Genomic DNA, 26593 nt, shown 5'->3' with positions numbered 1-26593 from the left:
CGAGCGGGAGCCGGTGGCCGCTCGGGAGCCGGTGGCCGCGCGGGTCTCCGTTCCGGACGGCAAGGCGTTGTGGCGTGCGTCCACTTGTGGCCCTGTGCGTTCTGGATGGCGCCCGGCCACATGTCATCCGGCCTCGCCGGATGCAGGCGCCGCGGTTCGAGGCCGACGGGCTTGTGGTGCTCGGGGCGGAAGTCCAGCCCCAGGGCCCGCGGGTACCCGGCTTCCTGGAGCGGGCGCTGCGGGCGGGCCTCCGCAGCCGGGCACCATTTCCGGCCGAATTCGACAAAGTCTGACGCTGTTGTGATCGGGATGTGAAGCTTTCGAGCGATTCGGAAGGCGTCATATGCCGATGGCCAGGCGCTCCCGGTCCTGGTGGCCTTGACGGCCTTTCCACCCTCTTCGCAGACGGGACCGTAATGACCACCCCGAGCACCGGAACACCTGCCACCACACCAGCGACGACCCCGGCCGGCACCACGGCCCCGGCGGGCACCTCGCCCCCGTTCGAAGTGGACAAGGCGATGCTCGACGGTCCGACGCCCAAGGACCTGCTTCCCACCACCGGCAGCTACCCGGTGGAGATCGTCCGGTACCGCTCGGTGGTGCTCACCGACATCCCCGGGGCGAAACCGGCTCGCAAGCTGACCGGCGCCATCGACCTCGGCGAGGAGAACCTGCCGTTCTACGACCGCCCGGCCGAGGGCATGATCGTCACGACGGAGCAGAGCTGGTCGGCCCAGGGCGTCACGCTCGGCCGGTTATTGCACAGCCTCGCGCTCGCGCCCGGCGAGAGCACCAAGGTCGCGGTCGTCGACTGGCAGCGCACCACCAAGGCCACCGGCACCGAAGCGGCTTCCGAGGCCGAAGCACTGTCAGGCACCACCGACCAGAACCGGTCGATCAGCGAGGTCGCCAACGCGATCGCCCACGAGGAGCAGTACGGCACGTCCCAGGCGTCCCAGAGGAGCAATTCCTCCAGCGCCGGCGCCAGCGGCGGCATCGCGTTCTTCGGTATGGGGGTCGGCGGTTCCTATAGCAATTCGTCGAACTCGGGCTTCACGACCGCGGTGTCGCGCTCGACCGGCGTCAAATCGGTCGCGGAGGAGGCGACGCAGCGCATCAGCGCGCGCACCCAGCAGCTGGCGACCGCGGCCCGCAGCCGGAACATGACGGTCGTGCGAGAGACGACGCAGTTGGAGAAGGAGCAGGTCCTCACCCGGGTCGTCACCAACTACAACCACATGCACGCGATGTCCGTGCAGTACTACGAGGTCGTCCAGGTCTACAACGTGACGACCAAGCCGACCAAGCTGGAACGCTGCCTGTTCATCCCGCTGCAAGAGCTCACCTTCAACTACACCAGCCTGCAACGGTACAAGGAGGTGCTCGCCTCGGTGGCGCCCGCTGACTGGGCGGCGAAGATCCGGGCCGCGAACCCGTTCGATACCACCGTGCGCAAGCTCGACGCGTGCACGGCACCGGAGGCGCCGTCGGTCCCCCAGGTCTTCGACGGTGTGGATCTGGCCGACATCGCCGCTTCGGCCATGGGCGTGTACGGGGTGCGCAAGTACGACGGCAGCCCGGTCCGCTTCGACGCGGTGGGCCGGCAGTGGAACCCGCTGCCCACTACCGGACTGGACGGAGACCTGGCGCGCATCGCACCGGGCAAGGACACCGTCTGGGGGCTCAGGACCGACAACATGCTGATGCAGTTCGACGGGACCACCTGGCGAACTCACCCGCAGAGCTGGCGGGCCCTTGCCCTGGCCTGCGGCTCGGACGGCACCCTCTACCTCATCGGCGGGGACAGCTCACTGGGCCAGCGTTCCCCGGACGGCACGATCCACAGCCTGAACGTCAAGGCCGACGACATCGCCGTCGTCGGCAGGGACAGACTCTGGTACTGCCGGGAGGGGCGGACCTCCGAGCGCACCAGTTCCGGCTGGACGGAGCGGACCCCGGCACCGAACGTGAAGCGCGTGTCCGCTGGCCCGGATGGCACGCTGTGGGGCGTCACGGCCGAGGGCAAGGTCCTGGTGGTCGAAGCCGGCGCGACGACCTGGACCGCTCCCAAGAACAGCATCCTTGCCGGGGTCTCCGGGCTGGGCGACATCGTCTCGTCCGTCAACGGCGACTACTGGTTGATCCTCCCCAACGGTGCCCTTGCCCGGCTGCTCACCGCGCCGCGGGAGGCGCCCGTCCCCTTCGACGTCCCGCCGAAAGCCGACTCTCCCTACGCATCCAAGATCGACGTCTGGTACGACGAGTTCGGGATCCGCAGCCTCCAGGTGGTCTTCCCCGGCCACACCTTCCGCTGCGGCGACACCGGCGGCTCCGGCATCCAGCAGCACGCCTCCCACACCTTCACGGGCGCCGACAAGCTGCTCGCCGTCGACGCCTGGTCCAGCACGGCCGCCCGCGGCAGTCTCGCCGGGCTGCGCCTGACGATGGCCTCGGGCGTGGTCAACTTCGGGATCGCCGCGACCACCACCGCAGCGCCCGACCTGACCGAGGACGCCGGCGGCGCGGCCATCTGCGGACTGTTCGGCGCGACGGTGAAGTCCGGCACCCGAACCTACCTCGCCTCACTCGGATTCCACGTGCGCGGCGGGAACGTTCCCCAGGCGGTCCTGGACCACCTCAACGACAACCGCCGCCACTACAGCCAGGCCGTGTGGGCCAACGCCGACGAGCTGACGCTCAGCCGCATCCTCGCCAACTACTCCTATACCCCGGCCGGCTCGAACGCCGCCCCCGTCCTGCTCGGCACGCTGCTGGACCCCAAGCCGATCGCCGCCACCGGCAACTACCTCGGCTTCCGGTGGAACTTCAACAGCGAGCAGGAACGGGAGGCGTGGACCAAGTCCCGCCAGCCGGCCGACAACACGTTCGGGGCGCAGGTCACCAACACGATCGCCATCGCCACCAAGGGCGTCTTCGCCGAGGCCGTCCTCGGCCGGGCCAACTCGGCCGAGAAGATCGACCTCACCCGCTTCTGGAACTGGAAGGACTCGCCCATCCAGATCACCCCGGCCGACATCGCGCCGGTGTCCATGGGAGGGCGGGCGAAGGACCTCGATGTCACGGCGGCCGGCATGGGTGCCTCCCAGGCGAAGTTCACGCCGCTCGCGGCGATGCCCGATCCGGTCGGCCTGCAAACGGCGCAGGCCATCGCCACCGCGAACCTCTTCCGCGACATGAGCGGCCTGAACACGATGGGCCAGGTGCTGACCAAGGGCATCGAAGCCGCCGCCGGCAACGACAAGGCCGCCGGCGAACGCGCCCAGGAAGCCATGAAGACCGCCACCGAGCACCTGCAGAAGATGGCCCAGATCGCAGTCGACGCCGCCGCCAAGGCGGCACCCCTCGTGACCGGAGGTGTCGGCGGCGCCGGCAACCTCAGCGCCCTCGGCGGCATGCTGAACCAGGGCGGCAAGGCCGCCTCGGACACCAAGGCCGCTCCGGACGCCAAGCCCTAGCGTCCAACGGCTGGCCCGGGCCACCGCCCGGGCCAGCCCCGCCCCGCCTGCACAGCAACACCCACCACCTGGGTATGCCGGAGATCCACGGCTCACACGTCCTCTACCAGGTCAATCCCGAATGAGTCGAGCTGCGGGCCTTGCGCTCGGCGATCTTGGTCAGCAGGCCTTGCGTGAGCTGCGTGCGGTGGCCCGTCGGGCTACGGCCGCGACGGAGCCGGGCCTCGTGGCGGGCGGCTCCCCATGGCCAGCGTTCGGTCGGCCTGGCCGCTGCTGAGCTTCACGGGTCCGTCCAGCGCCAAGAGGATCGGTGATTCCAGTGTGTTCTGCTCGCTCTACGAGGTGCCGGTGCCCGAGATGCTGCCCCCTGTGGGTGTTGACCTCTTTGATGTGGGACACCTTCGTCTGGCGGAGGCGGAGGTTCCGTCGTTGTCGCCCTTGGGCGAGGCGGCCAGAGATCGCGTGTGGGACCAGCGCCGCCGGCTGGGTGAACCCGTCGGCCGCGGCCTGAGACCGTAAGCCCGTGCCCGCCTGACACCGGCGGGCTCTGGGACCACGCCCTGCCGTTTCCCCTGGTGACGGGGTGCCTTCCGCATCGGGCGGGAGGCGTCCATCGACTGGAAGGCATGGATATGGCTACGGGAACTGTGAAGGGGTTGAACGCTGAGAAGGGCTTCGGCTTCATAGCCCAGGATGGCGGCGGCCCGGACGTCTTCGCCCACTACTGCGCGATCAACTCCTCGGGCTTCCGCAAACTCCAGGAGGACCAGGTCGTCACGTTCGACGTCATCCAGGGCCAGAAGGGCCCCCAGGCCGAGAACATCACCCCGGCCTGACCTCGTTTCCCTCTCTGCTCCGTGGGCGCCCCGAGCGCCCAGGGAGCAGCGGCCCGGCTCATGCCTCGGATACCGTGTTCCTCTACGGGGTGCCATAACGGATGTGACGCCCCCCACCGGAGGTAGTCAGCGTATGAGTTCAAAGCGCAGCAAGAATCCAGCCCTGCCCGTACTTGACGACGCATTCCGACTCGAGTCGGTCAAGGACGCCGACGAGTCCACCCGTGACTTGGCCGCGCGGCTGGCCACCACCGAGCTGCGCCGCGCTTCCCACCCGGGCCGGGTCACCTGGGAGCCCATCGATCAGGCCGAGCCCGTACCGGTCCCGCCGACTGTGGTCGACGGTGACGGGGACCTGTGGCTGCGGGACCGGGGAACTGGCACTTGGACCATGCCTGAGTTCAACCCGAAGGAGTTCCCGGCCCGCTGTGGCGAGGTTCTGACGTGGAACCAGCTTGCCCGCGAGTTCGGCCCGCTGACCGCACTGGCCGACGACCGCCGCATCGGCGGCGGCCGGCGCTGACCGTGCCGCTTTTCTGGGATCACCGCGCCCCTGAAACGCCCGTAACGGGTAGCTGGGAGCTCCCGCTACCCGCCGAACTCGACGATGGCGGCGAGCAGGTGAGCGTGGTGGTGGTGTGCGACGGCGTCGAGCAGCGTGGTGCGGGCCTGGCGTCACCCGAGGTCCTCGGTGCGGCCCGTGCCGATGGACCAGCCGGGTAGCGGTCGGCCTTCAGCTGCCGTGTTGAGCGCGCGGCCCAGCTCGCCGGTCGACCGCCAGTCGGCCGACTGCCCGAGCAGGCCGCGCACCCGCTCGTCGACGGCGGCCGCCGGGCCGGCGCCGAAGGCCCGCGCTTCGGCGGCGGCCGCACCCTGCCCTGGAGCTCCGGCGCCGTCGAAGGCCAGGTCACACGGATCGAGCTGATCAAGCGCCGGTCGTACGGGCGGGCGTCCTTCGCTCTCCTGCGGACGCTGGTTCTCGCTCAGCCACCGTGAGCGTCAGAACGGCAGAACCCACTCGCGATCGTCGACCGCCTCGGATACCGCTGGCACGGCGGGCGGCCAGGTGCCGGGGATGGCTTCAACCGCACGTTGAACATCAGCCATCGTCCTGCCGGTCACGACCAGATCCATTCCCTCCAAGCCGGGCTCCAGGCAGAGCAGCAGGCCAGAGGAAGAGAACCAACGAACGGGCTGCCCCATCGGCTCGAACCACGCCGGATACGGCGGCAAGGCAACCGGAGCGAACTCCTCTTCCAGACAGGCAACCACCTCGGGCGTTGCCTGACAGGTGCGGCCCTCGGTCCCATCAGCCATGGCGGCTTCGCTCAGGACGGTTTCCACACAGGCCAGCGACAGGCGGTCGAGGAAGTGGAGTCGGCTGGAGCCGGTGAGGCGATCAGCGAACAGGGCGACCGGCGGGTCCTCACGGGAAAGGTCGGCCAAGGCCACACCCCACCCGGCGCAGCCTTGGTTCTCGCTGCGGAACACCAGCAGCTCGCCGGAAGGGTCGAGCAGAAGCTCGTCCGGCTCCAGCAACGGATTCTGCTGGGCAACCAGGTCACGCCGTCGACCGAACAACGCATACGCCTCCCTGAGAGCGACTGGGAGGCGTATACCGAGTCGGTCCTCAGCTCGCTGCACCTCAGCCGATGTGAACCCATCAGTCGGCGACACCGGGGTGGACCAGGCAGCAGCGAAGCCCCGGACGAAGGCCCATGCGTCCGCCCGCGCCGGGAATCCACCAGCCAGTGCCTCAGCTACGTCGAGCCTGTCAGCCATGCCGCTGACCCTACGCGGCCGCCACCCCTGTGTCGGACGGCACCGTGACCGTCACGAAATATCCGCCACAGCCGTTTTCGGAATCCCCATCACCGCCGAGCCGGGCCGGGACGCAAGTACATGGGGTGACATCACCTATCTTCCGCTCGCGGGAGGACAGTTCCTCTATCTCGCGACGGTGCTGGACTGCTTCAGCCGCAAGATCGACGGCTGGTCCATCGCCGACTTCGCCGACCACATGCGCAGCGATCTGGTCGCCCGCACCCCGCGGCTCCCTGGACAGGGCGGTGTTCCACTCCGATCACGGAGCCCAATACGGGCCCGGGCCTACGCCGACCTCTGCGACGAGCTCAAGGTCACCAGGACGACACCGCGCCGCTAAACTCACCCTCGCCGCGTGATCAATAACCGCGTGCCCACCCTCACGGGGGAAGGCCCTGCCGGTCTTCACCGACCACGCACCACAGCTTCAGCCAGGGTCGGGAGGGCCTGGATTCCGGCCCTGATCCGGTCACCGGGCGAGTTCGGCTTGGCGAAGACCGCGGAACACCTCCGGGGTCGTCCATCCGCGCAGCGTGGCGTGAATCGTCGAGCGGAATGCCGCCTCGGCCGTGGTGGCGTCGAGGGCGCCGGCGAGTTCGAGAGTCACGAGCCCGTGCAGGGCAGCCCAGATGGACAGGGCGATCGACGTTGCTTCGCCGGCGAGGACGGACGCCGTCAAGGCGCGATCGATCGCCGTGAGGAGCGGGCGGACCGGGTCACTGGCACTGGCTTCTCCCGACGGATCGAAGGACTGCACACCACCGAACAGCACCGTGTAGAGGTGGCTGTGTCCGCGCCCCCAACGACGGTAGGCGACGGCCAGTGCATAGAGGTCGGCGAGAGAGTCCGCGGAGGTCTGCACCGCCGACAGGTCCTGGAACAGGCCGGCGACGGCTCTGTCGCGCACCGCACGGATCAGCCCGTCCTTACCACCGAACAAGGAGTACACCGCCGTCGTCGACGCCTCGGCGGCAGTGGCCACGGCGCGGACCGTGACGGACTCCCGCGGACGGGTGGCGAGCATCTCGGTCGCGCACTCCACAAGCCGCTCTTTGACGGCCTCGTCGTTTGTTCTGGGCCTACCCACGGTCAGCAGCCTACCCCCATCTGATAACGTCGTTTTGAAACAGCGTTCTGAAACTGTCGGAGGTCCGCCGTGCCCACGTCCGCCATACGTCTCGTCCGCTTCACGGGACGCCTGCTGTTGGCCCTGGCCGCCGTTGCGGCGCTGGTCATCGTCTTCCTCTTACTGATCGCACTCACGGACGGGGCGGGTTCGGGGCTCGCCGCGTGGTTGACGACCCTCGGGACCGGGACTGTCCTCGCGCTGTGGCGGGGTCGGCACCGCACCTGGCCGGCGCGGCTCGTGCCGTTCCTGCCGGTGGTCGTAGCGGCGGCGTTGACGGCGGCGGTCTGCATCCCGACCGTGCCGACGGCCCGGCGGTTCCCGTCCGCGCTGCCGTTCGTGTCCACTCAGCACTGGAACCTGGCCACGGGCAGCCGGGTCGCGGTGTATCACTACCCGCCCGCGAACCCCGGCCCCCGGCATTCGGTCCCGTTCGTGTACCTCCACGGAGGACCCGTCCGCGGTATCTCGGTGCAGGACCACACCTTTCTGCGACTCCTGGCACGCCAGGGCTACGACGTCTACGCCTACGAACAGGCCGGCGGCGGACGAAGCGACCTGCTCCCCATGGACCAGTACACGATCTCCAGGGCGGTCCGTGACCTCGCCGCCTTCGTCGACCGCCTGGACAAGGGCAAGGTCGACATCCTCGGATTCTCCGGGGGCGGAGTCGTGCTCACCCGAGCCCTGGCCGACCCAGGCGTCGCCACACGTCTGCACCGGGCGATCATCGCCGAGCCCGGGCCCATGGACGGCCCCACCGCACACATCACCGGGCACAAGGGCCGAGCATCCGCACAAGGCCTCGCCCCGAACCCGACCGGACCGCGATCGACGCACGTCCCCCGGTACGCCGTGGCATTCGGCCTCATGCGACTCGGACTCCTCACCCCCGACACCGGACTGATCGGACAGGCCGAAGGCGACAACGCCTTCACCGCCGCAGACCTCGGCAGCGACACCGCATCCGCCTACTGCGCGCGCGACGCGCACCGCATCCCCAGCGAGGACACCGCACAGAACTTCTCCTTCAGCCCCGCCGCCAGCCTCCGCGTCCAGCAGACAGTCAAGGACTCGCCCTCCATCGCACCGCTACTGAGGCAGTCCCGGACCCCCGCGATGCTCATGATCGCCGAATGCTCCTCCCAGGTCCGTCAATGGGCGACCGCCGTCCTCGCCAATGACCCCGCCATCCAGCGCACGCAGTACATGCCCGGAGTCGGACACCACATGTGGAACGGCCTCGACAACAACGACCGAGCCGCCGCCGTCATCACTGCGTTCCTTCAGGACAAGCCGGCACCCCTGCCGAACTACCCGACCCGCGACGAGATCCCTACCTTCATGCGCGACCACAAATGAAGACGTCGCAGCCCGCCACCGGCGTAGACGGGCGATACTGCGAAGCCGCCTGGGCCCTGCGCGAGGTACAGCCAAGGACGACCTCTTAGAGAACGCTTGGGCCGAGTTCGTCCCGTTCCTGCAGTTCGACGCCGAGATCCGCCGGATCGTCTGCACCACGAACGCGATCGAGTCCGTCAGCGCGAGGATCCGCCGGGCGGTCAGGGCCCGCGGCCACTTCCCTTCGGAGAACGCCGCCACGAAGTGCGTCTACCTCGCGGTGATGTCCCTCGACCCGACCGGCGCCGGCCGCAAACGCTGGACCACCCGCTGGAAGCTAGCCCTCCAGGCCTTCGACATCGCCTTCGACGGACGCCTCACCAACAACCGAATCTGACCTACAAACCAACCACGGTTACACCGTCTACTGGACAGACCCTCTTCGGGACCGTGGTGGCCGCGGATGAGTGGGGTGCCGAGGCAGGGATGCGCGGTATCCCGGCACGGTGTCAGAGGGCCGGGGAAGGGCTCCGGGTGTTATGCCCGGGGCCTCGGATACCGCTCCGGTTCGGGGAGCGCTCACGCCCAGTCCACGCCCAGCTTCGCGAGGGCGGCGATGTCGGCGGTCAGCGAAGCTGAGCAGCCGTCATGCTTCTGACCTGGGGTTGTGCAGTTTGGGTGAGTGGGCTTGGTGATGGGTTGGCTCACTGAATCTGCGCAGCGTCGGGGCTCGTTAGTTGTCTGACCTGCGGTGTTCGTTGACCTGGGCAAGGGGTGCGCAGGTTGGTTGAGTACTGGACTGGCCGGGGGCTCTGGACGTCTCCTCGTGGTGATGTGATGATCGGTTTCATGAGTGCTATCCGAAAGGCTTATGCCGCGTAGGCGGCCTGGCGCGCTGCGCGCGCAACGAGGGGTACCGCGGCAGCTGTACGCGGGTGCCGGCCCTTGGTGGGACGAGCGGTTCTTGCAGCCCTGGCCCACTCGAATTGACGGTCTTTCTCCCGGGACGGTCTTTGCGATCCATCGCGAGGAGTGCCGGCGCCCGTACGACGAGGGACTGTGGCCTGGTGCAACGCGACAGGCTCTCGATGCCTATCGCAAGTTCCTCGCTCTTCCGGGTAGGTACCTGTATCTACGTCTGTCCATCTCTGGCAGTGAGGAACACGAGCTCCAGGACAACGTTGCGGTGGCACGGGATCTGCTTGAGATGGTTGTGCATGGGCTTCCTCCGCGTCCGCGCCGGGACCTGGAGGCGCTGCTGGCACAACTGGATGACGAACTGTGGCGCAGGACCCTCCCTGACCCGTTCGCCTACCGACAAGCGCATCGCAGGGGAGGCTGGTGGCACTGGCGCCTTTATCACGAGACCTACCATCTATGACACCACCGCACGCCCACACCTCAGCCAGCCTGATCAGCAGCCCGAGGGTTTTGGAGGCACAGCCGGAAAGCCCGGGCAGGGGGGCGAAGCGGACCTGCTCATCAAGGGTGCGAAGCGCCCGCAGACCCAACGCGCCGAAGGCGCCGACCGAGTGAAACGAGGTCAGCTCCGGTGAAGCGAAGCGGAACCGGAGCAGTCCGAAGCGAAGCGACCGGGGTGGGAGCGCAGCGAAATGATCTTGTCTAACTCGAAGAAGTACTATCCCGGCATCGGCCTGCTGGCGGAGGAGGAGAACGCGTGAGCTCCCTCATCTCCGACGACGAGATCCACCACGAAGTCGACCTCGTTTGGCTTGAGGACGTCACCGAACTGGACCACGTCCGCCAGTCCCTCGACCGCCCTTCCAATGCGCTGGGGCGCCGTGTTCGCCGACTTCGCCCGGACCCGGCCGGGGACTGACGAGGGGCTGTGGTGAGCGCGGTCGCCGACCTGGAGCTCGTGCTGGCCGGGGCGGGGACTGCGTCCGTTGGCGGGGAGTACGTGCGGGTGGAGACCCGCAAGGCGCGCGGTATGGCCGCGATCCACGAGGGCCGGTGCCACGCCGGGCAAGGGCATCGACACGATCGAGACCGCTCTGTACCGGGCACAGACCTGCGGGGTGAACCTGCACCCGTACCGGGAGTGGGGGCAGATCAACGCCCTCACCTCCGCCCTGCAGCGCGTCCACCATGTGTTCCGGGAGCAGGCCGGCCCCGCCTTCCCCGAGCTGTGGGCCGATGAACACGTCGCGGCTCTGCGCGACGTCGGCCGGTCAGCCCTGGTCTACACGGCCCTCGCCGAGCCCGCCCCGGCCGCGCAGGGCGTGCGGTGGGACCTGGCCATCGACCTCGATGAACTCGCGAGGGCCGCTGCGCCCGGCGCACGGGACCTTCTTGGCGAGGCTCCTGCCCGCGCGCAGAGCGCCGAGCGTGCGGCCGTGGCGAGGGGAGTGTCCGCGGCGGCGGCCCGCTCCCGTTCCACCACCGCTCCCACTGGCCGGGCTCCCGGACAGCCGGCCCCGGCCGAAGCCGCGGTACCCGCGCTCCGGCAGCACGCCGGACCGGCCAAGGGCGCGGGTTGACGGTGTCCGGTTTCCCCTCTGCGGTTTGCCCTGTCCGTCGTGTGGACAGGGTCGGCGTGTATCGGTGTTGATCTATCGGTCGGGAGCCTTGGTGAACAAACGGTTGTACGTCGGAGGGCTGTCCTACAGCGTTGACGACGATGGCTTGAGGGAGCTGTTCAGTCCGTGTGGAGAGGTGTCGTTCGTCAAGGTGATCCGTGATTTCCACAGTGGCCGGAGCAAGGGCTTCGGCTTTGTGGAGATGTCGACCCCTGAGGAAGCGAAGGGTGCCGTCACCGCACTGCACGGGATCATCCACGAGCGGCGCACCATCAGCGTCAGCGAGGCGAATCCGCCAGAGACTTTGTCCGGGAAGGCTGCCGGTGCTGCTGCCGGACGTCTCGGCCGAACCGGTACAGCCGCAGACGCGCGCAGCAGGCTGAGCGCACTGGGCCGCGCAGCATCGGAGAAGGGGACGAGCCAGTGACCGCCGTCAACACGGGGGCAGAGGCCCCGGACGACCTGGAAGTTCTCCTCGTGCACCTGGCTGATCACGGCTATGCCGACCAGGTGGGCTCCTGGATGAGCCCGGACGTCACCAATCTCCCGCTCACCGGGACGGAGCTCGTCGGCGCCCTGCCCGAGGGGGTACTGAGCGATCTTGCGGCTGAGCTGAACCTCTCGGTTCAGGAGTACGCCGACTACCTCGCCCAGGAGCTTCCCGCGCTCGTTGACGGCCTGAGCCCTCAAGGGGAGCTGCCCGACAACGAGGTCGAGGACGACGCTTTGTGGGCGTTCGCCGTCGAGGAAGCCGGCGCCTGAACCCCGGCACCGTCGGCGCGCATAGGCGAACAGGACAGCCAGACTGTGGCCCGGCGGTCTCCCGACGGGGAAGGCGGCCGGGCCACAGCTGCGTCTTAAGGCTTACGCAGAACCCACGCTGCCTCGTTCCGGGCGGTGTTCCGGGCGGTCGATCAATCTTCGGTGGCACACGATCAAGGTTCGCTGGCACAGGACAGCGGGGCGCACGCGGTGACAGGGGCGACTCCCGCGCCCGGACAACGGGGCGTTCGGGCGTTCGCGGACCGGGTTCGGGGCATCTGGTGGGTGCTGTCGGGCCGGGACCGGATCGACATCGAGGGCCCGCTGCTGACCGGCGCGCTGCTCGCGGCCGCCTGGCGGGCGGGCCACCTTGCTCTGGTGCAGGCGGACTTCGTCCTGTCGATGCTGGGCGGCACGGCCGGTGTGGCCACCTTGCACCGGGGCGCCGTGTGGCGGCCGGAGCCCGCCCCCGCCTCAGGGCGGGCCGCTGGTGGCGCCATCGGAGGACGTCCAGCGCCATCCCGCCCGCGAGGCGGGCACGAGCCCGGCGCCTGACCGAAGAGAACCGGGACGACGGGTGCGCGTGGGGGCGCGGCTGCGAGCGGGCGGTCCGGGTGCCGATCCGGTCGCGGGACGGCAGGCTCGGCCGGGGTCGGCGGCGAGGCGGTGTCCGGAGTCCGGCGGCGGGCGGGTCGACAGCGGTCTCGGACGGGGCGCTTCCAGAACATGGAGTCCTACGCCCCGTGATCCCCGGCCGTGCGGGGTCAGACGACGTCGGCGTACCAGATCCGGCTCGGCGGGCTGGTCTGGTCGGAGTCCGGGTAGCGCCTGGGCATCCCGGGCCTCAGTGCGGGGCGCAGCAGCCGCCACGTCCGCTCGATCGCCTCGCCGGTGAAGCCGTCGAACTCCGGTGTGACCTGGAGCAGTACCGCGCCATCGCGCAGGGTCTCGACGCGGTGGAAGTTACCGGCCGCGGCGATCCTGTCGCCGCCGAGCCGCTGGGCGATCTCGCGCGGGATCACCATCAGCCACTCGTACCCGCGCAGCAGCCGCCGTGACTCCGGCAGCGTCCACTTGGGTAGCGGCGGGCCGACCCGCTCCTCGTGCTCGGTGCGGCCCAGCGTGAGGCCGTAGCCGATCTGGGCGTAGCACGGGTCCACCTCCTGCGAGAAGTCCCGCAGCAGGTCCGTCCAGCGTGCCTGGGCGGCCGGCCCGAAGTGGTCTTCGGGCGTGTGCACGCTGAGCCTGACCCAGTCCTCGGAGCCGTCCTCGCGCGCGCGACGCCCACCCGCAGGAGCTGCTCACCGGGCATACCGTGATCGTCCAGCCGGTAGACCGCGGTCTCGACCAGCTGCACGTCCAGGGCCAGCCACTTGCGCAGCATCGGCAGGTTCTTGCGGGTCAGCACCCGGGACCGGTTGGTGACCCGCCCGGTGGTGCCGCTGACGATGTCCGCCTGGAGGAAGCCCCAGAGCGACCCGGGTGGGCCGCACTGCACCGACTTCTTGATCGACTCCTCCACCTGCTCGGTGGAGTCGAGGATTGCCTGGAAGGTCTCGTGCTCCAAGCGATCTGGGCACTCCGTGAGCCAGCGCCAGGCGAGATCGGCCAGTGCCTCGGGGTCGCGGTACTCGGTGTCGATCTCGCATCTGATCTTGTGCATGCCGGCTCACCACTCCTTTCGGGAGAGCTGTCGGTCAAAATCGGACGTCATCCTAGGTGACCGGGTTGCAGATGATGATGACTGCTCCGAGAAAGCCCGCCGCCGCCGGGGCTTCGGCGGAGTAGAAGGTCGTCGGGTTCGTGACGATCTGTCAACCGGTGGGCCCTGGAAGCGGATAGGCACGGTCTTCCAAGATCATGGAGTTCTGGATGCCCCGTGACCTGCCTGGAATACCGTGCCTGCCGACGCGTCATCGCCGATACCGCCTGCCCTTGACCCGTTCCGCGAGGTGAACGCCATCCGGGTGCTGGAGCGGATCGTCCTTGAGGGCGAGCTGTTGTTCAGCTCCACCCATCATGACGTCGTCAGCCAGCGCAAGCACCACGGTGCGCTGAAGCGCAGCAGTCTGGGTCTGCGCGTCGAGGCCCTCGTCTCGTGGATCAACCAGGAGGCCACCGCCCAGGGCCTGCCCGCCCAACAGATACCGCCAGACCCGCACAGCAACCTTGGACTGAGCCGTCTGCGCCGCACGCTCGCCTGGCACATCGCCCGCCGGCCCGGCGGCCTGGTGGCGCTCGCCATCCAGTACGGCCACATGCGCACCGCCCTGGACACCCGCACGTCCACCGGCTACGGCAGCCGCGCCCGTCGGGGATTCCACGGAGAGCTCGACGTCGAGACTTCTCTTGCCGCGGCGCAGACCGCAGCGCGGCTTCGCGACGCCGCTGCGGCCGGCGAGAAGATCTCCGGGCCCGCTGCTCGGCGGGCTCTCGTCGGAGCAACCTCGATCCCCGCCTTCGAAGGCGCCCTGACCACCCCGAAGGCCGCCGCCAAGTTCCTCGCACGCGATGGCCTCGTCCTCTTCGACAATCCGGACGCGTTCCTCATCTGCGCCTTCAAGCACGACACAGCCCTGTGCGATCCGGATCCCGGGGCGACGGCCCCCAACCAGTTCGCCTGCCAGCTCGGCTGCGGCAACGCGATCCGCACTGACAGCCACGCGCAGGCCGCGCGAGACCACGCTGATCGGCTCGATGCGAGGGCAGCCCTGATGCCACAGCCCTTGGGCGACCGGCTTCGCTTGACCGCCGGCCGCTTCCGCGCTCTCGCCGACGCCCACGACTCCGCCGCCCAGACTGCCGAGGAGGCCATCGCATGAACCAGCAGCACGAGGACGAACGCTCCCGCATCCGCGCGGCCATGGACTGCCTTCTGGCCGGCAAGCCCACCTGCTCCAACGGCAGCCTCACGGTGGTCGCGCTCGCCGCAGAGGCCGTCCACCGCATGGCTCTGCAAAAGCGCCACGCCGACCTGAAGGAGGAGTTCTACGCGCGGGTGCATACGGCAACGCACCAGACGCCGGAGGTCGAAAGGCGGCTTCGTAAAGAGGTGGTCCGCCTGAAGGAAGCTCTCAAGGACTCCCGGGCCGCCGAGGCCCAGTCCCGGCATCGAGCGGAGCAGATGGCCCTCGCGGCAGCCGTTCTCATCCTCCGGCAACCCGATGGCCAAGACCAGCCTGTCCCCGACAACGTCATCCCGCTCCGCCCGTCCGGCGACTAAGAGGTCATCTCACGTGGCAAGTTTTGCGCGGTTCTTGTAGCAGGTCAGGGCGGCCGCGAGGCCGAGGAAGGCGAGGAAGTGATCTCCCTTCCGTTCGTGTCGGACGGTGAGGCGGCGGTAGCCGAAGAGTCAGGCAATGGTGCGCTCGATCTTCCAACGGTGTCGGCCCAGGCGCTCGCCGTTCTCGATGCCGGGCCGGGCGATGCGAGGGACGATGCTGCGGTCCCGGAGCCACCGGCGGTGTGCGGCGGAGTGGTACGGAAGGGCAGACCACCCCTCGGACAAGGACTTCAAGAACATTCCCCCGTTTGAATGCGACTGATCGCGTTGTGGCAGACGCCAAGCTCCCCACTCCTCACCGTGAAGTCCCGTGCGGAGACATAGGATTCAGGGGTGGAATCAACAGGGGGGTGCGTGCGCGGTGCGAGGTCGGGGTGGGGTCCTTGGGATGCTGGCCGGTGCCACGGCGGCGCTCGCCGTGCTCGCGGCCCTGGCTGGGAACGCGGCGACGGCGACGGAGCGGTGGCCTGGTGTCCTGGACCTGCTGCGGACCCGGCCGTGGGAATCCGTGGGCGTTCTCGGGGCGACGGCGGTGGCCGTCGCCGTGGGCGTGGCCTGGTGGCAGGGGCGGGCCCCGGCCGGAGAACATGATCCGCCGGTGCCCCCGGCGCCGGCCTTGGGTGACTGGTTCGTCCCGCGCGAGGAGCAGACGGCCGCGGCGGTCGCCGCGGTTTGCGGAGGGCGGCGGACGGTCGGCGTCACGACGTCCCTGTGGGGTGCGGGCGGCTTCGGGAAGACGACTCTCGCGGAGGCCGTCTGCGCGGATCCGGCCGTTCGGAAGAGGTTCCGGGAACGCGTCCACTTCGTGACGATCGGACGTGACGTACGGGGCCGCGCCGCGATCGCCGCCAAGGTCGCGGCGGTGACGCGGTACATCACGGGCGACACGGCCGAGTTCGGCGACGACCCGGGCCTCGCCGGCGCCCACCTGGGGCGTCTCCTCGACCAGCGTCCGCGCACGTTGCTCGTCCTCGACGACGTGTGGGACGGCGACCAGCTCGCGCCCTTCCTTCACGGCGGACAGAACTGCGTCCGCCTGGTCACTACCCGCAACCCCGGGCTGCTCCCGCCGGATGCGGAACGTATCCGGGTGGACGCGATGTCTGTGGAGCAGGCCCGCACCGTACTTGGGCGAGGGCTGCCGCCACTGCCGGAACCGGTGATCACCGGACTGGTCCGGGCCACCGGCAGATGGGCGCTGCTGCTGCGCCTCGCGAACGGTGTGCTCGCCAGGCAGCTCGCGACGGGCGCGGAGCCAGTCGCCGCGGCCGAGGCGCTGCTGCGCCGGTTACGGGAGGCGGGGCCGGGAGCCGTGGACGACGTCGGTGCGGCGTGGGACCTGGACGATCCCAGGCTGCGGAGCCGCGCCGTCACGGCGTCGATCGAGGCGGCGACCACGCTGCTGCCGGGTGAGGGTGCACAACGCCTCGCCGAGCTCTGCGTCTTCGCGGAGGACGAACCGGTCCCGATCCGCCTCGCCGTCCGGTTCTGGTCCGCCACCGGCGGCCTCCCGGAGCACCGGGCGCGGGCCCTGTGCGCGGAGCTGGCCGGTCTGTCCCTGGTCGGCCTGGACCCGGCGGACGGCGGACGGATTACCCTCCACGACGTCGTACGGGACTATCTGCGCGGTGAGCTGGCGGAGGACGGTATCCGCCGTACCAACGCCGCGCTCGTCGACGCGATCGCACCGGAAGGGGACGCCGAGTGGTGGGAGACGGACGAACCGTACATCCGTGCCCACCTCATAGCCCACCTGGTCGACGCCGGGCGGACGGCGACGGCGGAGGCGGTGGCGGGCGACGTCCGGTGGGTGGAGATGCGTCTCCTGGAGCGCGGGCCGACGGCACCGTGGAGCGACCTGGACCGGATCGGGACTGAACAGGCCGGAGCGCTGGCCCGCACCCTCGCCCGCATCGCCCACGCGCTCGCACCGACCGACCCGCCCCACTCGGTCGTCGGCATCCTCCACCGGCATCTCGAGGCCGACCCCCACTGGCGCCCCCAGGTCCTGGCCCGCCGCGACGATCCCGCGACCCGGCCCGTCCTCGTCAACCGCCTGAGCCACCTCGGCCCGCCGGAGACCGCCCTGGTCCGGACTCTCACCGGGCACACCGCGCAAGTCAGGGCCCTGGCCGTCGCCCCGGACGGCAGTTGGCTCGCCACCGGCGGAGGGGACCGGACCGTACGGATCTGGGACCGCGCCTCCGGCGCCTGCACCGTCAAAATCACCGGTTGCACCAGCGCGGTGGAGGCCCTCGCGATCTCCCCGGACGGCACCTGGCTCGCTACCGCGGAGAACGACTCGACCGTACGGATCTGGGACCGTGCGGCCGGCGCCCTCACCGCCGAACTCACCGGAACTCACCGGGCCACATGTCTCGCGATCTCCCCGGACGGCACCTGGATCGCAACGAGCGGCGACGACAAACGGGTACGACTCTGGACCCCATCCACCGGCGAGTGCAGGACATTCGCCGACGGTCATCAGGGCTATATCTCCGCGATGTCCGTCGCCCCGGACGGGGCGTGGCTCGCCACCGCCGGTTCGGAGGGGACCGTACGCCGCTGGGACCCAGGCACGGGAGATCTCCTCGGCATCCTCACCGACCACCGGCCGACGGCCGGTCTCCTCGCCCTGGCCCCCGACGGTTCCTGGCTCGCTTCGGGCGGCCACCACGGGGTGCGGCGCATCCGGCTGCAGCGCTCCGGGGACGGCCCGGACCCCGACCTCGACACCGGACCGGTGACGTCGATGGCCCTCGCCCCGGACGGCAGCTGGCTCGCAACCACCGGAGGCAGCCGGGAAGCGCTCCTGTGGGACCTCCGCACCGGGGCCCAGATCGCAGAGCTCCCTCCGGCCGCCTGGCCGGCGAAGGCGGTCGCGATCAGCCCCGACGGCTCCTGGCTCGCCACCGCCGGAGTGGACGACGCGGTACGGATCTGGGACCGGGCCGCCGCCGTGCGCAGAACCCCCGGCCAGAACACCGAGGGCGCGAGCTGGCCGCTCGCGGCGGCCTTCGCATCGGACGGCTCCTGGTTCGTCACGGTGGGCACGAACGGCGCTATGGCCCGGTGGGACCGGCGCACGGGAGAGCGCCTGACGCGGTACCCCGGCCTCACCGGCTCGGTCCTCGACGTGGTCGTCGCACCCGACGACTCCTGGATCGCCGTGGTCGACGAGAGCCTGGCCGTGGTGCTCCTGCACCGCTTCACCGGGGACACACTCGCCCGCCTCGAAGGCCATCTCCACACCCTGCGCGCCGTGGCCGTCGCACCGGACGGCACCTGGCTCGCCTCCGGAGGCGACGACCGTGTCGTACGTCTCTGGGACCGTGCCACCGGCACCTGCACCACCCAACTCGCCGCCCCCGAGGGCAGAGTGAGTGCCCTCGCCGTCGCCCCGGACGGCGGCTGGCTGGCCGGGAGCGGCACCGACGCGGCGATCCGGGTCTGGGACCTGTCGACCGGGCAGTGCACGATGACGCTCACAGGTCACGAAGACGCCGGAAGCGCGGTGGCCGTCGCCGCCGACGGAACATGGCTCGCCTCCGGTTCCCTCGACCGCACGGTACGGATCTGGGACCGAGCGACAGGAACCTGCACCGCCGTACTCCGGGGCCACCCCGGCAGGGTGCAGTCGGTCGCCGTCTCCCCGGACGACCGCTGGATCGCCTCCACCGACGACCACGGCACCGTACGCATCTGGGACGCCCAGCATCACATCGTCGCCGCCTTCGACCGGATCGACGAGCCGTGCACGAACTGTGCCTGGGGCCAGGACGGCGACCTCGTCGTCACCAGCCGACAGAACTTCTATGTCTTTGGCCTGCTCGTCTGACCCCGAAACCGGCCAGGGACTCTGCCCTCGCGGGGGAAGATGGAGGGCGGCACCAAGCTGGACACACGCGAAGTCGCGGGAACCTCGCCACCTGTGCCGGACAACCGAGGCCGGGCACTGACAACGGAGAATGCGCATGGAACCAAGTACAGAAAGCGACGGAACCGATCGGAGTCCCGCGCACGAGGTGACGCGCCCGCGCGTCCAACATGGTGAGGGTCGTTATGAAGTCGTGTAACTGGGGGCGCTGACCTGCATCGATATGGGAGTCCCCGCCTCTGATCTGCGCGGATGAGTCTTTCAGTGTCTTTCGGGATCGCGCTGAGTTATGCGGCCGATTCTCCCCAGAGGCGCCCCACGGCCTCCCGGACTCCCCAGATCCTCCCCAGCGAGACCGATGATGTCCGCCTTTAACCCCGCGCTGCTTTACTTTGGCGCGGTGAGTCAGCTCTTACGGCAAGCAGGACCGCCCCCGTGGCACAGCAGCCGGTTCCCGGAGGCCACCTACGCGTGACCTTGAACCTGAACACAAGGACTTGACAGGGAACCCTGCAACGGCAGCGACTACCAGGTGTGGAAGTAGCCGGAACCCATCGCCGGTGAGCCTCATCCGGGCCCGCTGGCACCGGCACCGGAACTGGCCGTGCCCTGACTTCACGTCACGGGCACGGCCAGTTTGCTGGGCTGTGGTGTCACACTCCCCCTGGAGTCCGTGCTGTCGACGGCTGGGGAAGAGGCTGGGTGTTTCGCCGGGATCGACGACGGCGCCGCAGGACCCCGCGGGCGATGTCGCGGTGCTCGGTGATCCCTTGGCGGTGGCCGCGGTGCACTCTCCGGCCCTGGTCCGTGACCGTGTGCAGGCGGCGGCCGACGCGTTCGAGTAGGCCGGCCGCGCCCCCGGCGCCCGCTGTCTGGAGGGCCGGGTGCGTGCGGGCTGGCGTGCCTTGGCCCGGGCCCTGGAGAGGGCCCCGCGCGCGGCACGGGGCGGCGGCGCCGCGGTGGTGCTGACGCTGCTCCTGGCGCTCGCGGAGGCGGTGGAGGCCGCCGCTGTGTGGCACCGGGGGCAGGCCTTCCGCGCGCAGGCGATGGCCGCCTCGGGGGCGGCGGTGTTGCTGCGGGAGGCAGCCGGCCTGACCGGCAACCTGCCCCCGGGGACGAAGCCGCGCACCGCGCGTACCGCGCGGACGCCGGGCCGTGGCCTGCCGACCACCACACCCGTTGCCGGTGTATCGGTCCGGCCGCGCCCGGATCCCGGACGGCCGGGCCCCTTCCGTACGCGCTGACCGTGACCGAGGGAGCTTCCTGTCGATGACGTACCCGCCCCAGCCCGAGCCGTTCTCCGAAGCCCTCGGGGAAGCCGCGCAGTCCGCGGCGGCGGCTTACCGGCTGGTGATGGCCATCACTGACGCGGTCCGCCGCGCCACCCAGAAGCGCCTGACGGGCAAGGAGGAGCTCGGCGAGGACGCGGAGAAGATGGCGTCGGGCTGGTCGGTCGACCAGCTGCGCGGTGTCCTCGGCGACGACATCCTGGCCGAGCTGATGCGGGGCGCGGACTGGCCGGTGATGGCCCGCCAGCTCGTCGGGCTCCAGCAGGTCGGTGTCGACCTCGCCACGTTTCTGCCGCAGATGGGTCGCATGACGGCCGGGGTTCACCAAGCCGTGGTGGCGAACGCGGCCCGGACGAAGGTGGAGGGCACAGACCGGTGGGCCGATCTCCTGAAGGCGACGATGTCGGAGGGCCTGGTGCGCGACGCGATCCTCGCCTCCCCGGCCTGGCCGGACATCGCGGCCGCGATGGGCCTGCTCGACGCCCGCGGCGTGGACGTCGCCCGGATCCTCCTCGACGCGCACGCCGCCGGAGCCGGGGTCGACCAGGCCGTCGCCGCCGTCACCACCGCGGCCGCCGCCAAGGCACCCGCGTCCGCACCGGCGGCGACCGCCGCTCCTGCCCGTACCTCCACCGCCGCTCCGGCTTCGGCCGATGCCCGAGTCCTCGCCCCGGCCCCCGTTCCGGGCACCGTGCCCGCTGCCGTGGCGCCGGTGCGAGCGGACTTCGACCCGTGGGCGCCGCCCGCCCCCGCCCCTGCTGCTGCCGCCCCGGCCCCGGCCCCTGCTCCAGCGCCTGCTCCAGGGCCGGCTCCGACGGTGGCGGTGAGTGAGGACGCGCGCCGCTCCTGGGGGCCCTTGACCGAGGGCCTGAAGGTCCCTCTGGACCTGGATCTGGGGGACAGGGCGAAAGCGCTGGAACAGCTCGGCGTGGAGCCGGCCGCGCATGCGGGGATGGTGTCGATGGTCAGGGACGTGCTGCCCGAGCACGAGGCGGGCCTCCGCATCGGCGCCCGTCGGTGGCCACTGCTGGCCGCTCGCATGCAGCAGCTCGGCGACAGCCAGGGCCAAAAGGTCCTCGGCGCGCACCTGGCCCGTCTGGGCACGGGCACCTCCTGGAAGCAGGGTCCGGACTCCGCGCTGGTGGGACGCCTGGTCGAGTAGACACACCATGCCCTGACCACGCCGCCACCGGGACCGGTCTCCCGGGTGCGGGTGTCCCCGGGCGCGGCCCGGCGACGCTCCACCTCGATGTCCGGCGGGGCGGCGCCGGGACAGGCCGCTCCGGCCGAGGCCGCGGTGCCCGCCCACCGGCAGGTCGCCTCGCGCGTCAAGGGGACATGCCGCGCACGGTGACGGCCAGAACTCCCCTCGAACGTGCAGGGTGGGGCGTCCGGGAGCGCGCGGACCGGGTACGGGCGGCCTGGTGGGCGCTGTCCGGTCGGGACCGGATCGGCATCAAGGGCCTGCTGCTGACCGGCGCGCTGCTCGCGGCCGCCTTGCGGGCGGGCCACCTGGGTCTGGTGCAGGCGGACTTCGTCCTGTCGGTGCTCGGCGGCACGGCGGGTGTGGCCACCTTGTGCCGGGGCGCCGTGTGGCGGCCGGAGCCCGCCCCGCCTGTGGCCGGGCCGCTGGTGGCACCCTCGGAGAAGTCCAGCGGCACGCCCGCCCGTGAGGCGGGCACCGGGCCCGGGGCCTGACCGGAGAGAGCTGAGGGAGGGACGCGGGTGGTGATGACGGGCAGGCAGCGCCGGGCCGGTGGCAGCGCGTTGGCGGGGCTCGCGCTGGCGACGGCCGGCTGGTGGGCGCAGTGGTCCGGGTACGAGGTCGTGGGCCTGGCCTTGACCCTGCTGGCCGGGGCCGTGGTGCTGGGCGGTGCGTGGTGCTCGGGCGCCCTGCACCTTCCGCAGGCCGCCGAGCCGGCGCCGGACACCCCCACGCCGCCGCCGTCCTGGGCGTGGGCCGTGGCGGACCGGGAGCCGGTCGATGCGGCTGTTGAAGGCGATCGACGAAGCCGCCGATGACGGCCTCGGGCAGGGCGGGGAGCTGTCGGAGTTCGAGTGGATCGTCCTCTACGGCGCCGCCGAACTCCCCGGCCAGGAGTACCCGCCGCCCGGCCACGACTACCCGCGTGTGTGAACTGGACGGCCGATCGGGGCTGCCTGTCTGCAGCTGTGCGTCGATGCAGGGCTCTCGCCGGTTCACCCGCCTCGTGGAGGGTTGTCCGGAGGCGGGTGACGGCCTGGGCCGCATCGGCCCTCGGGCTGAGGAGTCCTACATGTGTGCTTCGGAAAGGCGGGGGCCTAGGAGGGAGTCCAGGCAGCGGACGTAGCCGAGCCTCAGGCAGGGGAGAACGACGCCGTATTCGGCGATGTCGGTGGGGGACTCGCCGTAATACCGCGTGCACTGCGCACGGGGAACGCAGGGGATCGCGCTGTCCGTGCGGCACGGTGCGGCCGCGGGCGCCGGGGAGGCGGCCGCAGGGCTGATCATGGCCGCCGTGGCGGCTACGGCAAGAAGTAGCCCCTGGGCCAGGGTGATGGTTTTCAAGGCGCGCATGGATGGCTTTCCTTCGGCGATGTGACGGCAGACCCCGTGTCGGCCTGTCCCCACCCTCGACGGGCGCCCCTTGCCCCGCACGGGAAGCTAGACCGTTTGGCCGCGGCAGGCTGCGGTGCCCGGCCGGCCCGGTTACCGTGCCCAGTGGACGCCGAGTTCGGCGAGCTGAGCGCGCTGCTGCGGGTTGAGGCGGTCGCGGCGTTGTGTCTGGTTGACGATCCACACCCCGGTCCGGTGCTCCGTGCCGTCGGGGAGCTGCTCGATGTGCCCGCGTCCCGGCAGACCGCCGCCTTCTCGCTCGCGGTACTGGGTGAGGGCCTGGATGCCGGCCTGGAAGGCTGCTGCGCCCCGCCTGGACGTGGAGGTCGAAGGCGTCTTCGCGGCGGTCTTGCGGGCCCGTGCGGGGCCCTTTACGCCGAGTTCGGCCAGCCGCTCGCGCTGCTCGTCGGTCAGCCGGCTGAAGTTCCGGCGTTGGGTGGCGAGCCAGCGTCCGATGTCCTCGCCGTGCCGGGTGACCCCGGGGAGGATCGCGGCCAGGCGGGCGCCGTCGGCGAGGAGCTGGGCGAGGTAGGCGAGGTGGCGCTGCCAGTCCACCGTCCAGCCGCGCGCGCCGGGGTTCCAGTCCTCGTCGATCGCGGCGAGCGCTTCGGCCCGCCGGCGGGCGCGTACGGGGTCTTTGCCGAGTCCGCCGGGGCGGCGCACGTTGGTCAGCCATTGCCCGACCGGGCGGTCGAGGGCGGTGGCGTGCCGCGGGGTGGCCAGGGTTCCGTGGAGGTCGTAGTAGGCCTTCGCGGCGGCGAGGTTCTCGGCGAAGGTCTGGTCGGCGGTGTCCCAGACGATCCCCAGTTCCTCCAGCTCGCCCGCGTGCTCGCCGGTCATGGTCCCGGCCCGGAAGGCGCGCCGCTGGTCGGACAGCCACCGTCCGAGCGGGTACGCACCCTCGGAGTGCCCGTACGGCACCTCCAGGTCGCTCTCGCGTTCCCGGTATCGGAAGGCGGCCTCGATGCCCCGGCGCCAGTCCTGGCGCTCGGTGTTGAAGACCTGGTAGCCGATCCACTTCGCGATCAGCGCTGGGTCGCGCGGTGCCGCGAAGCGGAGCAGAAGCCGCGCCTCCTCCCCATCAGCCGGTCCGTCGCCGATCACCGGCGACGGCTGAACGGTACGCTTCTGCTTCGCCTGAGGAATTGCAAGCAATTCCACCGCACGTTCATCATGCGCACGAAGGCCATTCAATACCCGAATCAAAGGCCCGTATGATTTCGAAGAGAGAAGGTCCTCGGGCTTTTCTTCCTTGGCCAGGAAAACGGGCACGATCAGGGTTGCAATCTTCCCTTCTCCGGGCTTCTGCCGGAGCGCACGCCCGATGGCTTGGACGATGTCGACGGCGGACCCCTTGGGGTCGATCAGGGCTACTGAGTCCACTGCCCGGATGTCGACGCCTTCGCCCAGGACGCGGCAGTTCGCGAGCACCGCGCGCCCGGCCCGGCGTCCGAAGTCGGCGAGGACATCAGCCCGGTACTCCGCCTCGTGCTCGCCGCGCAGCCACCCGGTCCAGATGTGTTCGGGGTGCTTTTCGGGGTGCGTTTCGTGGAGCCGGGCGGCGACGCGGGGCAGACCTTCCGCGAAGGCCTGGGCCTCGACGGTGCGGTGGTGGAAGGTGATCGTGGTGTTCAGGCCGTGTGCGGCCATGGTCTCCAGCAGGGCGGTCTGCACGGCGGCCAGGCGCTGGCCGCGCAGCCGTTCCTCCCAGCGCTCCTCGCTGTAGAGCCGCTTCGGAGTCACCACGGGATCGACGAGCTCGACCACGACCACCTGGTAGCGCGCGAGGAGCCCCCGGGCGACCGCGTTCGCGAGCGACAGCTCGTACACGACTGGCCCGAACACCTTCGGGTCGTCCATGGAGCAGGCCATCTCCTTGGGCAGCGGGTCGTACGCCGGCCCGGCCGGGACGTACAACCGCCCTTCGGCCTCCGCCTCCAGGCGCCGCTTCTCCTCGGCGGAACGCTGCTCCTCCTCGGCCGCCTTCCGCTGCGCCCGGGTGCGGGGAAGCCGCTCGGCCCAGATCCTCGGAGTGGCCGTCATGTAGAGCCGGCGCCGTGCGGGGATGACCTCCTGGCGGTGGACCTCCGCCCACGCCTTGCCCGCCGACCCCGAGGTCCGGTGCGCTTCGTCGACGACGACCAGGTCGAAGGGGGCCATCGGGATCCCGTACTGGCCGCCGTGGGCTTCGGCGATGACGGGCAGGGAGGCGTACGTCGCGTACACGGTGACCGGGCCTTCCCCGTGCCACAGCCCCAACTGCGGTGCCGACGTCGTCGTACGGACTTGAAGGCCGTAGAGCTGGACGTTGTCCTCCAGCGAGCACACCGCGACCGCCGGGCCGTGGTGGCCGGCGGTGCGCCACTGCCGTGCCGTCTGGGTCAGCAGATCCAGGGTGGGCAGCAGCACCAGGACCCGCCCGCCCCGTGCCAGCCGGAGCGCGGCCGCCGCGGCGATGAACGTCTTCCCCGTCCCGCACGCCGCGACCACCGTTGCCCGTAGACCGGCCTTCGGAAGACGCTTCCCGGGGCGGACTTCGAGCCCGCGGACGATTGCCTCCACCGCCTCTTCCTGGTGCGGGCGCAGGGTGACGGGGGTCTGGTTCGGCATCGGGGGCTTCATGGTCACCGGGTGGCTGTGGCGTGAAGCTGGACGATGTCGAAGTCGCTGGTGGGCTGGCCGGTGAAGGACCCGATCCGCAGCCGGGAGCAGGCGACCAGACCCACGCCGCTGTCGTGATGCAGGGCCAGCACAAGTAGCCCACCAGACGGGGGGACCAAGGCGCCGGAGGCCTTGACCTCGTGTACCTGCTGCTCATCGGCGATGCTGATGCGCAGGCTCCTGAAGGACCGGATGAGCCGCATGTACTCCACGGCCTCGAAGTGGACTCCCAGACCGGCCTCCGTGGCCGTCTCCTGGCTCGCGAGCAGGAGTTGGGAGTGCCCGATGCCGTACCGCCAGACGCTGAAGCTACGGTCACTGCCCCAGTCGATCGACTTCTGCATTTCGCTCCCGCTGACAGATAGAGAAGAATTCAACAGCTTCCAGGGCACTGGCAGAATCCCCGGGATGGCACACAGCATCAGATTCACACGATCGGGACACCGGCCGAATACTGCCTATCAATCAACCCGATCCGGTAGCCAACAGTTTCACGGGATACTACACAGCCTACATCCGACCTGATGTAGGCTGACTCTACCCGGAGGACACCCCCACGCGGGGACGATCCCGAGGAACGCCACCCCTTCCCGAGTACCCCACGGGCCGTCAGGCTGAGATCGAGCCCGCACCCCCGCCGCTGCCAGCCGGGACCGCGAAGCGGGCCCTGGACCTGGAGGCGAAGCCGAAAGGTCCGGGGTGGGAGCGAAGCGGACACCCAACAGGCCGAAGGCCTGGACTCCGTGAGACGGGGTCACCTCCAGCGCGAAGCGCGGTAGACCGAAGGGACCGCGAAGCGGGCCCGCCCGGGTGGAGCGCAGCGAAACCCGGGCAGTCCGAAGCGAAGCGCAGGACCCCGGCCCGAAGGGCCGGCCATGGCTCGCAGCGAAGCGGCGAGCCGGGCCCGAAGGGCCTCGGCCGAGCGCAGCGAGGCCGTTCAGTCCTGAGCGCGCAGCGCTCAGGTACCCGCTCCGCGGGG

General features: G+C 70.4%; 22 protein-coding genes and 3 pseudogenes. 19 read left to right on the top strand and 6 right to left on the bottom strand.

The window, feature by feature from the left end:
* Positions 1–416: 416 nt before the first annotated feature.
* The 3 genes from ACZ4UB_RS28875 (at position 417) to ACZ4UB_RS28865 (ending at position 4838) form a co-directional block, all read left to right on the top strand.
* Positions 417–3479: a hypothetical protein gene (locus ACZ4UB_RS28875; protein ID WP_468074557.1), complete on the top strand. Its 3063-nt coding sequence runs from the start codon at positions 417–419 to the stop codon at positions 3477–3479.
* A 632-nt stretch (positions 3480–4111) separates the two neighbouring features.
* A complete protein-coding gene (locus ACZ4UB_RS28870) occupies positions 4112–4315 on the top strand; it encodes a cold-shock protein (RefSeq protein ID WP_468074555.1) in 204 nt (67 codons plus the stop codon).
* Between the two features lie 133 nt (positions 4316–4448).
* Positions 4449–4838, top strand: a complete 390-nt coding sequence (locus tag ACZ4UB_RS28865; protein ID WP_468074553.1) for a hypothetical protein — start codon at positions 4449–4451, stop codon at positions 4836–4838.
* A gap of 476 nt (positions 4839–5314) precedes the next feature.
* Here ACZ4UB_RS28865 and ACZ4UB_RS28860 read toward each other — a convergent pair whose 3' ends face one another.
* Positions 5315–6097, bottom strand: coding sequence for an SMI1/KNR4 family protein (locus ACZ4UB_RS28860; protein ID WP_468074551.1), 783 nt, complete (start codon positions 6095–6097; stop codon positions 5315–5317).
* A gap of 124 nt (positions 6098–6221) precedes the next feature.
* Between ACZ4UB_RS28860 and ACZ4UB_RS28855 the strand changes: the two are divergent.
* Positions 6222–6464 (top strand): annotated as a pseudogene (locus ACZ4UB_RS28855) (DDE-type integrase/transposase/recombinase); the annotation flags it as partial.
* Between the two features lie 144 nt (positions 6465–6608).
* On the opposite strand, the gene ACZ4UB_RS28850 reads toward ACZ4UB_RS28855, so the two are convergent.
* A complete protein-coding gene (locus ACZ4UB_RS28850; RefSeq protein WP_468074549.1) occupies positions 6609–7226 on the bottom strand; it encodes a TetR/AcrR family transcriptional regulator in 618 nt (205 codons plus the stop codon).
* Between the two features lie 69 nt (positions 7227–7295).
* Here ACZ4UB_RS28850 and ACZ4UB_RS28845 point away from each other — a divergent pair, with 69 nt between their 5' ends.
* From ACZ4UB_RS28845 to ACZ4UB_RS28815, 7 genes and pseudogenes are all read left to right on the top strand, one after another.
* Positions 7296–8627, top strand: a complete 1332-nt coding sequence (locus tag ACZ4UB_RS28845; protein WP_468074547.1) for an alpha/beta hydrolase — start codon at positions 7296–7298, stop codon at positions 8625–8627.
* Between the two features lie 82 nt (positions 8628–8709).
* Positions 8710–9003 (top strand): annotated as a pseudogene (locus tag ACZ4UB_RS28840) (transposase); the annotation flags it as partial.
* 1281 nt (positions 9004–10284) lie between these two features.
* On the top strand, positions 10285–10446 hold the full coding sequence (locus ACZ4UB_RS28835) for a DUF6009 family protein (RefSeq protein WP_468074545.1): 162 nt from the start codon (positions 10285–10287) through the stop codon (positions 10444–10446).
* Positions 10447–10645: 199 nt separating this feature from the next.
* A complete protein-coding gene (locus tag ACZ4UB_RS28830; protein ID WP_468074543.1) occupies positions 10646–11107 on the top strand; it encodes a hypothetical protein in 462 nt (153 codons plus the stop codon).
* A gap of 91 nt (positions 11108–11198) precedes the next feature.
* Positions 11199–11573, top strand: coding sequence for an RNA recognition motif domain-containing protein (locus tag ACZ4UB_RS28825; RefSeq protein WP_468074541.1), 375 nt, complete (start codon positions 11199–11201; stop codon positions 11571–11573).
* Positions 11570–11908: a YidB family protein gene (locus ACZ4UB_RS28820; protein WP_468074539.1), complete on the top strand. Its 339-nt coding sequence runs from the start codon at positions 11570–11572 to the stop codon at positions 11906–11908. Before ACZ4UB_RS28825 ends, ACZ4UB_RS28820 begins: the two co-directional genes overlap by 4 nt.
* A gap of 162 nt (positions 11909–12070) precedes the next feature.
* Complete coding sequence (locus ACZ4UB_RS28815) at positions 12071–12463, top strand: hypothetical protein (RefSeq protein WP_468074537.1); 393 nt, start codon at positions 12071–12073, stop codon at positions 12461–12463.
* A 209-nt stretch (positions 12464–12672) separates the two neighbouring features.
* On the opposite strand, the gene ACZ4UB_RS28810 is transcribed toward ACZ4UB_RS28815, so the two are convergent.
* The gene (locus ACZ4UB_RS28810; protein WP_468074535.1) at positions 12673–13146 is read right to left on the bottom strand and encodes a hypothetical protein; all 474 of its coding nucleotides are present in this window, start codon (positions 13144–13146) and stop codon (positions 12673–12675) included.
* Between the two features lie 660 nt (positions 13147–13806).
* Here ACZ4UB_RS28810 and ACZ4UB_RS28805 point away from each other — a divergent pair.
* Together ACZ4UB_RS28805 and ACZ4UB_RS28800 are read left to right on the top strand one after the other, a co-directional pair.
* Positions 13807–14730, top strand: a complete 924-nt coding sequence (locus tag ACZ4UB_RS28805; protein WP_468074533.1) for a hypothetical protein — start codon at positions 13807–13809, stop codon at positions 14728–14730.
* A complete protein-coding gene (locus ACZ4UB_RS28800; RefSeq protein ID WP_468074531.1) occupies positions 14727–15131 on the top strand; it encodes a hypothetical protein in 405 nt (134 codons plus the stop codon). Before ACZ4UB_RS28805 ends, ACZ4UB_RS28800 begins: the two co-directional genes overlap by 4 nt.
* A gap of 9 nt (positions 15132–15140) precedes the next feature.
* Here ACZ4UB_RS28800 and ACZ4UB_RS28795 read toward each other — a convergent pair.
* Positions 15141–15371 (bottom strand): annotated as a pseudogene (locus ACZ4UB_RS28795) (IS5/IS1182 family transposase); the annotation flags it as partial.
* A 208-nt stretch (positions 15372–15579) separates the two neighbouring features.
* Between ACZ4UB_RS28795 and ACZ4UB_RS28790 the strand changes: the two are divergent.
* The 6 genes from ACZ4UB_RS28790 to ACZ4UB_RS28765 all read left to right on the top strand — a co-directional run bounded on the left by ACZ4UB_RS28790 (position 15580) and on the right by ACZ4UB_RS28765 (position 22494).
* The gene (locus ACZ4UB_RS28790; protein ID WP_468074529.1) at positions 15580–19029 is read left to right on the top strand and encodes an NB-ARC domain-containing protein; all 3450 of its coding nucleotides are present in this window, start codon (positions 15580–15582) and stop codon (positions 19027–19029) included.
* 923 nt (positions 19030–19952) lie between these two features.
* Positions 19953–20312, top strand: a complete 360-nt coding sequence (locus tag ACZ4UB_RS28785; protein ID WP_468074527.1) for a hypothetical protein — start codon at positions 19953–19955, stop codon at positions 20310–20312.
* 25 nt (positions 20313–20337) lie between these two features.
* A complete protein-coding gene (locus ACZ4UB_RS28780; protein WP_468074525.1) occupies positions 20338–21519 on the top strand; it encodes a hypothetical protein in 1182 nt (393 codons plus the stop codon).
* A gap of 176 nt (positions 21520–21695) precedes the next feature.
* Positions 21696–22055 (top strand): hypothetical protein, encoded by a 360-nt coding sequence (locus ACZ4UB_RS28775; RefSeq protein WP_468074524.1) that lies wholly within the window; start codon positions 21696–21698, stop codon positions 22053–22055.
* 33 nt (positions 22056–22088) lie between these two features.
* Entirely contained in the window at positions 22089–22379 is a 291-nt protein-coding gene (locus ACZ4UB_RS28770) for a hypothetical protein (RefSeq protein WP_468074522.1), read from the top strand.
* Positions 22342–22494, top strand: coding sequence for a hypothetical protein (locus tag ACZ4UB_RS28765; RefSeq protein WP_468074520.1), 153 nt, complete (start codon positions 22342–22344; stop codon positions 22492–22494). Before ACZ4UB_RS28770 ends, ACZ4UB_RS28765 begins: the two co-directional genes overlap by 38 nt.
* Before the next feature lie 552 nt (positions 22495–23046).
* Here the strand turns inward: ACZ4UB_RS28765 and ACZ4UB_RS28760 are convergent.
* Complete coding sequence (locus ACZ4UB_RS28760; RefSeq protein ID WP_468074518.1) at positions 23047–25563, bottom strand: helicase associated domain-containing protein; 2517 nt, start codon at positions 25561–25563, stop codon at positions 23047–23049.
* 14 nt (positions 25564–25577) lie between these two features.
* Positions 25578–25958, bottom strand: a complete 381-nt coding sequence (locus tag ACZ4UB_RS28755; protein WP_468074516.1) for a hypothetical protein — start codon at positions 25956–25958, stop codon at positions 25578–25580.
* Positions 25959–26593: the final 635 nt, after the last annotated feature.

This window comes from Streptomyces sp. NPDC028419, assembly GCF_055565515.1.
The sequence above is the reverse complement of the archived record's forward strand: the minus strand, read 5'-3'. Positions and strand labels throughout refer to the sequence as shown.